The organism is Streptomyces sp. NPDC001530, from assembly GCF_042894545.1.
GTDB lineage: Bacteria > Actinomycetota > Actinomycetes > Streptomycetales > Streptomycetaceae > Streptomyces.
In genome coordinates this window covers 179,765-192,307 of record NZ_JBIAVS010000017.1, presented here as the reverse complement: position 1 = coordinate 192,307, position 12,543 = coordinate 179,765, and the positions used below count along the sequence as shown (strand labels likewise).

The 12,543-nt window shown below is 69.0% G+C and carries 14 protein-coding genes and 1 pseudogene; 11 read left to right on the top strand and 4 right to left on the bottom strand.

Features of this window, described 5'->3' with window-relative positions; all coding sequences use genetic code 11:
* Positions 1-24: 24 nt before the first annotated feature.
* Both ACFY0T_RS32900 and ACFY0T_RS32895 read right to left on the bottom strand, forming a co-directional pair.
* Positions 25-948 carry an ABC transporter ATP-binding protein gene (locus ACFY0T_RS32900; RefSeq protein ID WP_388878725.1) on the bottom strand — a complete coding sequence of 308 codons (924 nt, stop codon included), beginning with the start codon at positions 946-948 and terminating at the stop codon, positions 25-27.
* A gap of 11 nt (positions 949-959) precedes the next feature.
* Positions 960-1,796, bottom strand: a complete 837-nt coding sequence (locus tag ACFY0T_RS32895; RefSeq protein ID WP_388878723.1) for an aminoglycoside N(3)-acetyltransferase — start codon at positions 1,794-1,796, stop codon at positions 960-962.
* Between the two features lie 160 nt (positions 1,797-1,956).
* Here ACFY0T_RS32895 and ACFY0T_RS32890 point away from each other — a divergent pair, with 160 nt between their 5' ends.
* From ACFY0T_RS32890 to ACFY0T_RS32855, 8 genes are all read left to right on the top strand, one after another.
* Positions 1,957-2,670, top strand: coding sequence for a helix-turn-helix transcriptional regulator (locus tag ACFY0T_RS32890; RefSeq protein WP_388878721.1), 714 nt, complete (start codon positions 1,957-1,959; stop codon positions 2,668-2,670).
* Complete coding sequence (gene sufB, locus ACFY0T_RS32885; RefSeq protein WP_388878718.1) at positions 2,667-4,091, top strand: Fe-S cluster assembly protein SufB; 1,425 nt, start codon at positions 2,667-2,669, stop codon at positions 4,089-4,091. Before ACFY0T_RS32890 ends, sufB begins: the two co-directional genes overlap by 4 nt.
* A gap of 92 nt (positions 4,092-4,183) precedes the next feature.
* A complete protein-coding gene (gene sufD / locus ACFY0T_RS32880; protein ID WP_388878715.1) occupies positions 4,184-5,365 on the top strand; it encodes a Fe-S cluster assembly protein SufD in 1,182 nt (393 codons plus the stop codon).
* Positions 5,365-5,685, top strand: coding sequence for a non-heme iron oxygenase ferredoxin subunit (locus ACFY0T_RS32875; RefSeq protein ID WP_023551624.1), 321 nt, complete (start codon positions 5,365-5,367; stop codon positions 5,683-5,685). Before sufD ends, ACFY0T_RS32875 begins: the two co-directional genes overlap by 1 nt.
* Before the next feature lie 7 nt (positions 5,686-5,692).
* Positions 5,693-6,478 (top strand): Fe-S cluster assembly ATPase SufC, encoded by a 786-nt coding sequence (gene sufC, locus ACFY0T_RS32870; protein WP_388878711.1) that lies wholly within the window; start codon positions 5,693-5,695, stop codon positions 6,476-6,478.
* Positions 6,475-7,731 carry a cysteine desulfurase gene (locus tag ACFY0T_RS32865; protein ID WP_388878708.1) on the top strand — a complete coding sequence of 419 codons (1,257 nt, stop codon included), beginning with the start codon at positions 6,475-6,477 and terminating at the stop codon, positions 7,729-7,731. The genes sufC and ACFY0T_RS32865 overlap by 4 nt, the downstream gene beginning before the upstream one ends.
* A 15-nt stretch (positions 7,732-7,746) precedes the next feature.
* Positions 7,747-8,211 carry a Fe-S cluster assembly sulfur transfer protein SufU gene (gene sufU / locus ACFY0T_RS32860; protein ID WP_388878705.1) on the top strand — a complete coding sequence of 155 codons (465 nt, stop codon included), beginning with the start codon at positions 7,747-7,749 and terminating at the stop codon, positions 8,209-8,211.
* A complete protein-coding gene (locus ACFY0T_RS32855) occupies positions 8,208-8,543 on the top strand; it encodes a metal-sulfur cluster assembly factor (RefSeq protein ID WP_388878702.1) in 336 nt (111 codons plus the stop codon). The genes sufU and ACFY0T_RS32855 overlap by 4 nt, the downstream gene beginning before the upstream one ends.
* Before the next feature lie 60 nt (positions 8,544-8,603).
* On the opposite strand, the gene ACFY0T_RS32850 is transcribed toward ACFY0T_RS32855, so the two are convergent.
* Complete coding sequence (locus tag ACFY0T_RS32850; protein WP_388878699.1) at positions 8,604-9,557, bottom strand: AbfB domain-containing protein; 954 nt, start codon at positions 9,555-9,557, stop codon at positions 8,604-8,606.
* Positions 9,558-10,045: 488 nt separating this feature from the next.
* Here ACFY0T_RS32850 and ACFY0T_RS32845 point away from each other — a divergent pair.
* Positions 10,046-10,449, top strand: a pseudogene (locus ACFY0T_RS32845) (VOC family protein).
* Here ACFY0T_RS32845 and ACFY0T_RS32840 read toward each other — a convergent pair.
* On the bottom strand, positions 10,435-11,532 hold the full coding sequence (locus ACFY0T_RS32840) for an oxidoreductase (protein ID WP_388878696.1): 1,098 nt from the start codon (positions 11,530-11,532) through the stop codon (positions 10,435-10,437). The pseudogene ACFY0T_RS32845 and the gene ACFY0T_RS32840 overlap by 15 nt on opposite strands.
* A gap of 147 nt (positions 11,533-11,679) precedes the next feature.
* Here ACFY0T_RS32840 and ACFY0T_RS32835 point away from each other — a divergent pair, with 147 nt between their 5' ends.
* The gene (locus ACFY0T_RS32835) at positions 11,680-12,000 is read left to right on the top strand and encodes a DMT family transporter (protein ID WP_388878693.1); all 321 of its coding nucleotides are present in this window, start codon (positions 11,680-11,682) and stop codon (positions 11,998-12,000) included.
* A complete protein-coding gene (locus ACFY0T_RS32830; RefSeq protein WP_388878690.1) occupies positions 12,000-12,536 on the top strand; it encodes a TetR/AcrR family transcriptional regulator in 537 nt (178 codons plus the stop codon). Before ACFY0T_RS32835 ends, ACFY0T_RS32830 begins: the two co-directional genes overlap by 1 nt.
* Positions 12,537-12,543 lie beyond the last annotated feature (7 nt).

Here is a 12,543-nt window from a genome sequence, read left to right as displayed (position 1 = left end):
GGGTGTACGTGGCGGCGGCGGTGGTCACGAACGCAGCTCCTTGCCCGTGAGTTCCAGGAAGACGTCTTCGAGTGTGTGGCGTTCGACCGAGATCTTCTCCGGCATCACGCCGTGCTGCGCGCACCAGGACGTGACCGTCGCCAGCAGCTGCGGGTCGACCTTGCCGCCCACCCGGTAGGCGCCCGGCGTCAGCTCGGCCGCCGTGCAGTCGGCCGGCAGGGCCTTCAGCAGGGATCCCACATCGAGGCCCGGGCGCCCGGTGAACCGCAGGGTGTTCTCGGCGCCGCCGCGGCACAGCTCCTCGGGGGAGCCCTGGGCGATGACCTTGCCCGCGTCGATGATCGCGACGTCGTCGGCGAGCTGCTCGGCCTCGTCCATGTAGTGCGTGGTGAGGATGACGGAGACGCCGTCGGTGCGCAGATCGCGGACCAGGTCCCAGGTGGCGCGGCGGGCCTGCGGGTCGAGTCCGGCGGTCGGCTCGTCGAGGAAGACCAGTTCGGGGCGGCCGACCACGGCCATCGCCAGCGCGAGGCGCTGCTGCTGGCCGCCGGACAGGCGCCGGTAGGTCGTCCGGCCGCAGCTGTCGAGGCCGAGCCGTTCGATGAGCGTGTCCACGTCCAGCGGGTGGGCGTGGAGCTTGGCGACATGGCGGAGCATTTCGTCCGCCCGCGCGCCCGAGTAGACGCCTCCGGACTGGAGCATCACACCGATGCGGGGGCGCAGCGCGGCGGCCTCGCGGACCGGGTCGAGGCCCAGGACGCGCACCGTGCCCGCGTCCGGTCTCCGGTAGCCCTCGCAGGTCTCGACCGTGGTCGTCTTGCCCGCGCCATTGGGTCCGAGTACGGCGGTGATGCCCACCTTGGCCACCAGGTCGAGGCCGTTCACCGCGGTCTTCGTGCCGTACCGCTTCACCAGGGCCTGGACCTGGACCACGGGCTCGCTTCGCATGAGGCGCAAGTCTAAGGACGCCGTCGCGGCTCGCGGGCGCCGGGTCCCGCATCCACGTACAGGTCCCGTGGCCGGTGCAGCGCGAGCCAGCGCTCCGCGTACGCCACCGCGTCGGCCACCGGGAACAGCCGTGCGTCGGCCGCGCCCACCGTGCCCCGGACGACGGGACGGTCCCGTTCGAAGTCGGAGCCCAGCTCCGCGAACAGCTCGGAGGTGATCGACACCTCCCGCACCACTTCCCAGCCGGTCGGGGACGGGCGTCCGACGTCCACGACGGGCGACGGTATGCGGTACTCGGCCAGGTGGAAGCTGGTGCAGGTGTCGTAGCCCGCGCCGAGCAGCAGGATCCGGGCGCCGTCCGCCTCCAGACGGGCGAGCGGGCTGCGCTCACCGAGGCGGCAGTCGACCGCGTGGCCCTCGACGATCAACGCCGCGCGCGGGCCGAGCGCCGCGAACGAGGTCTGCGGGTGCGCGCTGCGCAGGGCGCCGGGCCAGTTCCGTACGGTCTCCGGGATCACGCCGACGCCCCGCGAGGGCGTCACACGGGGGTCGTACGCCGGCATCGTCGCCCGAATGGTCGACCACCACTCCTCGGGTACCGGCGGGTTGTTCCACAAGGCCGGATCGGAGAGGTCGCCGGACTGCGTCGGGACCACCAGGGTGCCGTCGGGACCGAGTGCGTCGAGCAGTCCCTGGACGACGGCGACGGGGCCGCCGTTGACCCAGCCGAGGGCGCTGAGGGAGGAGTGCACGAGAAGCGTTTCTCCTGGCCGTACGCCCAGCGAGAGGAGCTGCTCGGCGAGGGCCTCCCGAGTGACGAGTGGGCCGGTCGGAGGGGGTGTGGGCATGGTTCGGCAGTCTCCCCGAGAGGCTGGCCGGGCGCCACTGAATTGATCGATCAAAGTCGTTTCCGCAGGTCATCTTAGGCATACCTAAGTGATGCACCGCACCGTCCACCCCTCAGGACGCCGCTTGTCAGGCCCTGAGGAATTACGCAACAATGGCGTTGTGAAAAACGTTGGCGAGGCTCCGCAGGAGGAACTCGCGACCGGGGAGCGCTCGACGCGCAACCGGGTCGCGCGGTCCATCCTGGACCACGGCCCCTCGACCGTTTCCGACCTCGCCGGGCGGCTGGGACTGACGCAGGCCGCCGTACGTCGACACCTGGACGCGCTCGTCGCCGACGATGTCGTGGAGGCGCGGGAGCAGCGGGTCTACGGAGCGCGTACGCGCGGCCGTCCCGCCAAGGTGTTCGCCCTGACCGACTGCGGCCGGGACGCCTTCGACCAGTCCTACGACAAGCTCGCCGCCGACGCCCTGCGCTGGATCGCCTCGCACGAGGGCGGGGACGAGGCCGTCGTCGCCTTCGCCCGCGCCAGGATGGCCGCCCAGGCCGAGGCGTACCGCAGGGCCGTCGAGGCCGCCGCCCCCGAGAAGCGCACCGAAGCCCTGGCCAAGGCCTTGAGTACGGACGGGTACGCTGCTACGGCGCGTAGCGCACCGGTCGGCGAGCAGCTCTGCCAGCACCACTGCCCGGTCGCCCATGTCGCCGAGCAGTTCCCGCAGCTGTGCGAGGCGGAGACCGAGATCTTCTCCCAGCTCCTCGGCACCCATGTCCAGCGGCTGGCCACCATCGCCCACGGCGACGGCGTATGCACCACGTTTATCCCCAAGACCACCCATAACGCATCTGCAAGTACCGCCGGGAGGAACCCCGCATGACGCTCCCCATCGAGGAGACTGCCCACCCCGAGCTCGAGGGTCTGGGCAATTACGAATACGGCTGGGCCGACTCCGACGTGGCCGGTGCCTCTGCCAAGCGCGGCATCAACGAGGACGTCGTCCGGGACATCTCCGCGAAGAAGAGCGAGCCGGAGTGGATGACCAAGCTCCGCCTCAAGGGCCTGCGCCTGTTCGAGAAGAAGCCCATGCCGAACTGGGGCTCGGACCTGTCGGGCATCGACTTCGACAACATCAAGTACTTCGTACGCTCCACGGAGAAGCAGGCGGAGTCCTGGGAGGACCTGCCCGAGGACATCAAGAACACGTACGACAAGCTCGGCATCCCCGAGGCGGAGAAGCAGCGCCTCGTCGCCGGTGTCGCGGCCCAGTACGAGTCCGAGGTCGTCTACCACCAGATCCGCGAGGACCTGGAGGAGCAGGGCGTCATCTTCCTGGACACCGACACCGCTCTGAAGGAGCACCCGGAGCTCTTCAAGGAGTACTTCGGCACCGTCATCCCGGTCGGTGACAACAAGTTCGCCTCGCTGAACACCGCCGTGTGGTCCGGTGGCTCGTTCATCTACGTGCCGAAGGGCGTGCACGTCGAGATCCCGCTCCAGGCCTACTTCCGCATCAACACGGAGAACATGGGCCAGTTCGAGCGGACGCTGATCATCGTCGACGAGGACGCCTACGTCCACTACGTCGAGGGTTGTACGGCCCCGATCTACAAGTCGGACTCCCTGCACTCCGCGGTCGTCGAGATCATCGTGAAGAAGGGCGCCCGCTGCCGTTACACGACCATCCAGAACTGGTCGAACAACGTCTACAACCTGGTCACCAAGCGCGCCGTGGCGTACGAGGGCGCGACCATGGAGTGGATCGACGGCAACATCGGCTCCAAGGTCACCATGAAGTACCCGGCCGTCTACCTGATGGGCGAGCACGCCAAGGGCGAGACCCTGTCCATCGCCTTCGCGGGCGAGGGCCAGCACCAGGACGCCGGCTCCAAGATGGTCCACATGGCGCCGAACACGTCCTCGAACATCGTGTCGAAGTCCGTGGCGCGTGGCGGCGGCCGTACGTCCTACCGCGGTCTGGTCGAGATCGGCGAAGGCGCTGCCGGATCCAAGTCGAACGTGCTGTGCGACGCGCTGCTCGTCGACACCATCTCCCGCTCCGACACGTACCCGTACGTCGACGTCCGCGAGGACGACGTGTCCATGGGCCACGAGGCGACCGTCTCCAAGGTCAGCGACGACCAGCTCTTCTACCTGATGAGCCGGGGCATGACCGAGTTCGAGGCGATGGCGATGATCGTGCGCGGCTTCGTCGAGCCGATCGCCAAGGAACTGCCCATGGAGTACGCCCTTGAGCTCAACCGGCTGATCGAGCTGCAGATGGAAGGCGCGGTCGGTTAAGACCCGCCTTCCGGAACCAGCTAGCACCGGGGGTCCGGGGGAGTCCCCCGGATTTCACCGCCTGACGTAGGAAAGAGAGCAGACCGACAGCCATGGCTGAGGCTCAGAACATCCCGGTGGGGTCCACCACCGCCGGCCAGATCGCGGTGGCCGCCGAGTCGACCGTCGCCACGCGCATGAGCGCGCCCCCGTCCTTCGACGTGGCGGACTTCCCCGTCCCCCACGGCCGCGAGGAGGAGTGGCGGTTCACCCCGCTGGAGCGCCTGCGCGGGCTGCACGACGGCACCGCGGTCGCCACCGGCGACGGCGTGAAGGTCGAGATCGAGGCGCCCGAGGGCGTCATCGTCGAGACCGTCGGCCGCGACGACGCCCGGCTGGGCAAGGCCGGCACCCCGGTGGACCGCATCGCCGCCCAGGCCTACTCGGCGTTCGAGAAGGCCGGTGTCGTCACCGTCCCCAAGGAGGCGGTGCTCACCGAGCCGATCCGCATCGCCGTGCACGGCGAGGGCGGGGTCGCCTACGGCCACCAGGTCGTGGAGCTCGGAGCCTTCGCCGAGGCCGTCGTCGTCATCGACCACACCGGTGACGCCGTGCTCGCCGCCAACGTCGACTACATCTTGGGCGACGGCGCCAAGCTCACCGTCGTCTCCGTCCAGGACTGGGACGACAAGGCCGTGCACGTGGGCCAGCACAACGCGCAGATCGGCCGGGACGCCACCTTCAAGTCGTTCGTGGTCACCTTCGGCGGCGACCTGGTACGCCTCCACCCGCGCGTCTCCTACGCCGGCACCGGTGGCGAGGCCGAGCTCTTCGGCCTGTACTTCACGGACGCGGCTCAGCACCAGGAGCACCGCCTCTTCGTCGACCACAACACCCCGCACTGCAAGTCCAACGTCGCCTACAAGGGCGCGCTGCAGGGCCAGGACGCGCACGCGGTGTGGATCGGCGACGTCCTCATCGAGGCCAAGGCCGAGGGCACGGACACCTACGAGATGAACCGGAACCTGGTTCTGACCGACGGCGCCCGGGTCGACTCCGTGCCGAACCTGGAGATCGAGACCGGCGAGATCGTCGGCGCGGGTCACGCCTCGGCGACCGGCCGCTTCGACGACGAGCAGCTCTTCTACCTGATGGCCCGCGGCATCCCGGCCGACGAGGCCCGCCGTCTGGTGGTCCGCGGCTTCTTCGCCGAGCTGGTCCAGCAGATCGGCGTGGACGACATCGAAGAGCGCCTTCTCGTGAAGATCGACGAGGAGCTGGAGGCGTCGGTCTGATGACCACCTTCGTACGCGTCTGTGGGCTGAGCGAGCTGGAGGAGGACACCCCGAAGCGGGTGGAACTCGACGGCACGCCGGTCTCGGTCGTGAAGACCGAGGGCGAGGTGTTCGCCATCTACGACATCTGCTCCCACGCGAACGTCTCGCTCTCCGAGGGCGAGGTGGAGGACTGCCAGATCGAGTGCTGGCTGCACGGCTCCAGCTTCGACCTCCGCACCGGCAAGCCGTCCGGCCTTCCCGCGACGCGCCCCGTCCCCGTTTACCCCGTAAAGATCGAAGGGGACGACGTGCTCGTCTCCCTCACCCAGGAGTCCTGAGGAACCCATGGCAACGCTTGAAATCCACGACCTGCACGTCACCGTCGAGGCCGACAACGCCACGAAGGAGATCCTCAAGGGCGTCGACCTGACCGTGAAGCAGGGCGAGACGCACGCCATCATGGGCCCCAACGGCTCCGGCAAGTCGACCCTCGCCTACTCGCTCGCGGGCCACCCGAAGTACACGATCACCGGCGGCACCGTCACCCTCGACGGCGAGGACGTCCTGGAGATGTCCGTCGACGAGCGCGCCCGCGCGGGCCTGTTCCTGGCGATGCAGTACCCGGTCGAGGTCCCCGGCGTCTCGGTCTCCAACTTCCTCCGTACGTCCGCCACGGCCATCCGCGGCGAGGCCCCCAAGCTGCGTACCTGGGTGAAGGAGGTCAAGGAGGCCATGGAGCGCCTCAACATGGACCCGGCCTTCGCCGAGCGCAATGTGAACGAGGGCTTCTCCGGCGGTGAGAAGAAGCGCCACGAGATCCTCCAGCTGGAGCTCCTCAAGCCGAAGGTCGCGATCCTCGACGAGACGGACTCCGGTCTGGACGTCGACGCCCTGCGCATCGTCTCCGAGGGCGTCAACCGCGTCCGCGAGACCGGCGAGGTGGGCACCCTGCTCATCACCCACTACACGCGCATCCTGCGCTACATCAAGCCCGACTTCGTCCACGTCTTCTCCGCTGGTCGGATCGTGGAGTCCGGCGGCGCCGAGCTCGCCGACAAGCTGGAGGACGAGGGCTACGAGGCTTATGCGAAGCTCGACGAAGTCGACACGAAGGGTGGCGTATCCGCGTGACACAGCTGCCGGGCCTCCTCGACACCGAGGCGATCCGCAAGGACTTCCCCGTACTGGACCGGCTGGTCCACGACGGCAAGAAGCTTGTGTACCTGGACAATGCGGCGACCTCGCAGAAGCCGCGCCAGGTGCTGGACGCCCTCAGTGAGTACTACGAGCGCTACAACGCCAACGTCCACCGCGGTGTGCATGTGCTCGCCGAGGAGGCCACGGCGATGTACGAGGGCGCGCGCGACAAGGTCGCCGCGTTCATCAACGCGCCCAGCCGCGACGAGGTGATCTTCACCAAGAACGCCTCCGAATCGCTCAACCTCGTGGCCAACATGCTGGGCTGGGCCGACGAGCCCTACCGGGTCGACCACGAGACCGAGATCGTCATCACGGAGATGGAGCACCACTCCAACATCGTTCCGTGGCAGCTGCTGTCGCAGCGCACCGGCGCGAAGCTGAAGTGGTTCGGCCTGACCGACGACGGCCGCCTCGACCTGTCCAACATCGACGAGATCATCACCGAGAAGACGAAGATCGTCTCCTTCGTGCTGGTGTCGAACATCCTGGGCACGGTCAACCCGGTCGAGGCGATAGTGCGCCGCGCGCAGGAGGTCGGTGCGCTGGTCTGCATCGACGCCTCGCAGGCCGCGCCGCACATGCCGCTGGACGTCCAGGCCCTCCAGGCCGACTTCGTGGCCTTCACCGGCCACAAGATGTGCGGCCCGACCGGCATCGGCGTCCTCTGGGGCCGTCAGGAGCTGCTGGAGGACCTGCCTCCGTTCCTCGGCGGCGGCGAGATGATCGAGACCGTGTCGATGCACTCGTCGACGTACGCTCCCGCGCCGCACAAGTTCGAGGCCGGTACGCCCCCGATCGCGCAGGCGGTCGGCCTGGGCGCGGCGATCGACTACCTGAGCGCGATCGGCATGGACAAGATCCTCGCCCATGAGCACGCGCTCACCGAGTACGCGGTGAAGCGGCTCGCGGAGGTCCCCGACCTCAGGATCATCGGCCCGACCACGGCCGAGGACCGCGGCGCCGCGATCTCGTTCACGCTGGGTGACATCCACCCGCACGACGTGGGCCAGGTGCTCGACGAGCAGGGCATCGCGGTCCGGGTCGGCCACCACTGCGCCCGTCCGGTCTGCCTCCGCTACGGAATTCCTGCGACCACGCGAGCGTCGTTCTATCTGTACTCCACGCCGGCCGAGATCGACGCGCTGATCGACGGCTTGGAGCACGTCCGGAACTTCTTCGGCTGAGGGGCTGGCTGAGACGTGAAGCTTGATTCGATGTACCAGGAAGTCATCCTGGACCACTACAAGCACCCGCACGGGCGGGGCTTGCGGGATGGCGATGCCGAGGTGCACCACGTCAACCCGACGTGCGGCGACGAGATCACGCTGCGCGTGAAGTACGACGGCGAGCAGATCGCGGACATCTCGTACGAGGGCCAGGGCTGCTCGATCAGCCAGGCGAGCGCCTCCGTGCTGAACGACCTCCTGGTCGGCAAGGAGCTGGCCGAGGCGCAGAAGATCCAGGAGGCCTTCCTGGAGCTGATGCAGTCCAAGGGCCGGATCGAGCCGGACGACGCGATGGAGGAGGTGCTGGAGGACGCGGTCGCGTTCGCCGGTGTCTCCAAGTACCCGGCCCGGGTCAAGTGCGCCCTCCTGAGCTGGATGGCGTGGAAGGACGCGACGGCCCAGGCTCTGGGCGAGAGCGCCGAGAGGAAGACGGCATGAGCGAGAACGAGACCCTGACGAAGCCGGCCTCGGAGGAGGAGATCCGTGAGGCGCTGTACGACGTCGTCGACCCCGAGCTGGGCATCGACGTCGTCAACCTCGGCCTGATCTACGGCATTCACATCGACGACGCGAACATCGCGACGATCGACATGACCCTGACGTCCGCGGCCTGTCCGCTCACCGACGTCATCGAGGACCAGGCCAAGTCCGCCACGGACGGCCTCGTGAGCGAGCTCCGCATCAACTGGGTCTGGATGCCGCCGTGGGGCCCGGACAAGATCACGGACGATGGGCGCGAGCAGCTTCGGGCCCTCGGGTTCAACGTCTGAGTCCTCTGTACTTCGAAGTGGGCGACACCCCAGGGGTGTCGCCCACTTCTGTGTCCGGGCTCAGGCCCAGCCCTTCACCACACGGAACGCCGAGTCCGCCCGGTACAACTGGCTGTTGTCGTACGGGTCCAGGCGGAGCTGGAAGTTGCGGTGGCGCAGATAGCGGCCCGGGTAGTTGACCGACTCCAGCATGACGGCGCCGGAGTACGAGGACGTCCGGGGGCAGAAGGTGGCGTCCTTCTCGAAGAGGCCGGAGCCGTCGTCGCGGTCGGCGCGCAGGAAGAAGTTGCGGTGACGGAGGTAGCCGCCATCGGCGGTGGTGAAGGAGTAACAGGAGGAGTCCGCGAGTCCCTTGACCACGGTGAAGCTGGCACCCTGCCGGGTCGTGGTCGAGCTGCCCGAAGCCACCGGGTCGAGCCGGACGAAGCCGTCGCTCACGTGCCAGTAGCGGTCGGGGTAGTTGACCGACTGGATCGACTTCCGTGAGGAAGCCGGCTTGGACGAGGGGGACTTGCCGGCCGAGGCGGACTTCGACGGACCGGGGAGGGGCCGGTCGTCGGAACCCTGACCCGAGGGGTTGGGCGAGGCGGACCCCTGCGCGGCAGAGGGGGACGACTGCGGCGAGGACAGCGCGCTCTTGCCCGTCGGGGCCACGGTCGTGTCGGTGGCCGCGGCGGACGGATCGGGCGGGAACAGGATGCCCGTGTCGGAGGTGGTCTCGTTCGCCTGATTTCGTGATGAGGCGTCAGTATCGTTGTTCTGTACGGCGATTGCGGTCGCGGCGGCGATGAGTACCGCCACCGCGAGCCCGCCGGCCAGCCAGAGCCGCCGTGTGCCGGGCAGCCGACCCTCGTCCGTGACCGGGCCGGCCTCCCACGGCGCCGGTGGTTCCGGGGCGAAGTCCGTCTGCACGGGGTAGGGAGTGCCGTGCGGGCGCGGGCGCCAAGGCACCATCTCCGTGGAGGGGGAGGGCTGGTCGTGCTCGGGCCCGGACTCGGGCGTTGTTTCTGGCATGCGCGTTCCTCGCACAAGAGAAAAGGGGGGAGGCGCAGGCACATGGAACGGCGGTGGCCGTGGACGCCATGTGCGCGACTGGTGAAACAGTAGTGGACATGGTGAGTTCTGAGCACCGTTTCCCTCAGTGATCCAAGGGAACTCGCCCTCGGCGGCCGTGCATGCCGCCCGACGTCGGGCACGGGCAGGTTCACACGGCGTTCTCGGCGCGATCCCAGATCCGGCGCATCGGGTCGCGGCAGCGCGGCGGCGTGTCTGATTCTGTGCGATCTGTCTTCGTCCTCGGCTGTACCCGCTCCGGGACCGGAGCTGCGCTTCGAAGATCTGGTGGCCGACCCCGAGGGTCAACTGCGCACTGTGTGCGGCTACTTGGGGGAGCACCGGCACACGCACGGCACGCTGGAATTCTTCGGCTGTGCCGGGAGAGTGGACTCCCTGTGCCGGGCGAGCGGTGGCGGGACCGCGGGCCCCGGAGGAGACTGCCGTCCATGGCTGTCTCCCTCTACCACCTCGTCGTCGACGCGCACGACCTGCCCGCGCAGGCCCGCTTCTGGTGTCAAGTCCTCGACTGGCGCGTGCTGTTCGAGGCCGAGGACGAGATCATCATCGGTTCCGACGAGTACGCCCTGCCCGGGCTCTGCTTCGTGCCCGTCGCCGAGCGCAAGACCGTCAAGAACCGGCTCCACATCGACCTCACGCCGGACAACCAGGCCGCCGAGGCGAGCGGAGCGAGATGGGGGTCCCCCCGGCCGAAGGCTTGGGGAGCATCGTCGCCCTCGGGGCGCGCCGGGCCGAGGTGGGGCAGGGCGAGGACGTCAGCTGGGTCGTCCTCGCCGACCCCGAGGGCAACGAGTTCTGTGTGCTGCGGCCCAAGAAGTCACTCGTTGACTGACCCCGACGATCCTGACGATCCCGACGCCCGCAGCAGTACGTCCGCGAGCCCCTCCCTGCGGATGCGCTGGTCGATGTAGAGCAGGGTCGTGATCAGCGGCAGGAACACCACCGCGAACAGCTGGGCGACGAAACTTCCGGCCATCGAGAGCACCGCGTAGGCGCCCAGGTCCGGCATGGTTTGGGCGAAGGCGTCCGCCATGTCCGTGGGCGGCGGCGCCGACGGGTCGTACGGCTGCGGACTGGGCATGGCGAAGGTGAGCGGCAACCGGATCGCGAGCGACACGATCAGCACGGCCAGCGCGCCGAGCAGCGTGATGCCGAACGTGCGCCACCACGCGCCCCGCACCAGCCGCACCGAACGCCGCATCGCCTGGATGGGGCGCGCCGCCTCCAGTACGGCGGCGGCCGGGGCGAAGCCGAACAGGACGTAGAGCCAGACCGTCAACGGCACCATGACCAGCGCGAGCAGGAAGATGAGTCCCAAGGGCGCCGAGGTCGTCTGGGAGATCAGCGCCAGGAACATCGCGAAGAACACCAGCGCGAACAGCAGCATCGGCACCAGCACGATCAGGCTCAGCAGCACCGTCACCCCGAGCACCGAGGGGGTGCGTCGCCAGGTGCGCCGCCAGACCTGGGCGAGCGTGGCCCGACGGCCGAGCACCGCGTCGTGCAGGGTCGCCACGCAGGACGCCTGGACGAGGGCGTTGGCCACCAGCATGGCCACCATGCCGAAGGCCCACACGGCGACGAACGCCACCACGACGGGCCGGGCGTCGGTCCAGCGCACGTCACGGGGTGCCTCGGAGAGGGTGCGCAGATGGTCGCCCACGACGGCGTACGCGACGCCCGCCGCGCCCGCGAGCAGGACGCCCAGTACGAGGTAGGTGAGTACGGCCAGCCCGAACAGCGGCTTCGCGTACCGGCGCATCGTGGCGAAGGCGCCGCCGAAGACCGTGTCCACGCCGAGCGGGGCCAGGGGTATGACACCCGGCTTGGGCGGAGGGGGTGCCGGCACCCAGCCCCAGCCGCCGGGAGGGCCGCCGTACGGCCCCGATGGTCCCCACCCCGACCTGTCCGACATCGCTCTTGCGCTCCGATGCTCAGGGAGTCCTGCGACTCCTGCCCCCACTGTGATCGCGAACGATATCCGGTGAGGCCAGTGGTGCCTATGGGGAGGGCGAGACGGTGTTGTGTACGGGCGTACACATCGATGTGTACACTCGTACGCATGGGATACGTACTGCTCGCCGGAGCCATCGCCGCGGAGGTGGCGGCCACCACCTCCATGAAGTACAGCGACGGCTTCAGCAGGCTGTGGCCGTCGCTGCTGACCGTGCTCGGATACGTGATCGCCTTCGTGCTCCTCGCGCAGACCCTCAAGACCGTCTCGGTCGGCACGGCCTACGCGATCTGGGCCGGGGTCGGCACCGCCGTCATCGCCGCGATCGGCATGGTGTTCCTCGGGGAGGGACTCACCGTCGCGAAGGCCGCCGGGATCGCGCTGATCATCGGCGGGGTCGTGCTGCTGAACCTGGGCGGTGCGCACTGATGCCGCGCCGGTACGACCCCGAGCGGCGCCAGCGGATCATCGACGCGGCGATCCGGGTCGTGGGCGCCAAGGGGCTCGCCGGGCTGAGCCACCGCTCCGTCGCCGCCGAGGCCGACGTCCCGCTCGGCTCCACGACGTACCACTTCACGACCCTCGACGAGCTGATGGTCGCCGCCCTGCGCCAGGCGAACGAGGGCTTCGCCAAGGTGATCGCCGCGCGCGGCGGGCTGGAGGACACGCGAACCGACCTGGCCGAGGAACTCGCCGACTGGATGGGCGAGTGGCTCGCGGGGGACCGCACCGGGGTCGAGCTGGAATACGAGCTCTACCTCGCCGCCCTGCGCCGCCCCGCCCTGCGGCCCGTCGCCGCCGAGTGGGCCCAGGGCCTCGCCGAGTTGCTGTCCCACCGCACGGATCCGGTCACCGCGCGGGCCCTGGTCGCCCTCATGGACGGCATCTGCCTCCAGGTGCTGCTCACCGACGCTCCGTACGACGAGGCGTACGCGCGGGAGGCGCTGGCGCGGATCATCGGCTGAGCACGGC

Excerpts from the sequence above, each read along its gene's own strand:
- ACFY0T_RS32900 (WP_388878725.1), bottom strand. The coding sequence starts at position 948 with ATGCGAAGCGAGCCCGTGGTCCAGGTCCAGGCCCTGGTGAAGCGGTAC.
- ACFY0T_RS32895 (WP_388878723.1), bottom strand. The coding sequence starts at position 1,796 with ATGCCCACACCCCCTCCGACCGGCCCACTCGTCACTCGGGAGGCCCTC.
- sufB (WP_388878718.1), top strand. The coding sequence starts at position 2,667 with ATGACGCTCCCCATCGAGGAGACTGCCCACCCCGAGCTCGAGGGTCTG.
- sufD (WP_388878715.1), top strand. The coding sequence starts at position 4,184 with ATGGCTGAGGCTCAGAACATCCCGGTGGGGTCCACCACCGCCGGCCAG.
- ACFY0T_RS32875 (WP_023551624.1), top strand. The coding sequence starts at position 5,365 with ATGACCACCTTCGTACGCGTCTGTGGGCTGAGCGAGCTGGAGGAGGAC.
- sufC (WP_388878711.1), top strand. The coding sequence starts at position 5,693 with ATGGCAACGCTTGAAATCCACGACCTGCACGTCACCGTCGAGGCCGAC.
- ACFY0T_RS32855 (WP_388878702.1), top strand. The coding sequence starts at position 8,208 with ATGAGCGAGAACGAGACCCTGACGAAGCCGGCCTCGGAGGAGGAGATC.
- ACFY0T_RS32850 (WP_388878699.1), bottom strand. The coding sequence starts at position 9,557 with ATGCCAGAAACAACGCCCGAGTCCGGGCCCGAGCACGACCAGCCCTCC.
- ACFY0T_RS32840 (WP_388878696.1), bottom strand. The coding sequence starts at position 11,532 with ATGTCGGACAGGTCGGGGTGGGGACCATCGGGGCCGTACGGCGGCCCT.
- ACFY0T_RS32835 (WP_388878693.1), top strand. The coding sequence starts at position 11,680 with ATGGGATACGTACTGCTCGCCGGAGCCATCGCCGCGGAGGTGGCGGCC.
- ACFY0T_RS32830 (WP_388878690.1), top strand. The coding sequence starts at position 12,000 with ATGCCGCGCCGGTACGACCCCGAGCGGCGCCAGCGGATCATCGACGCG.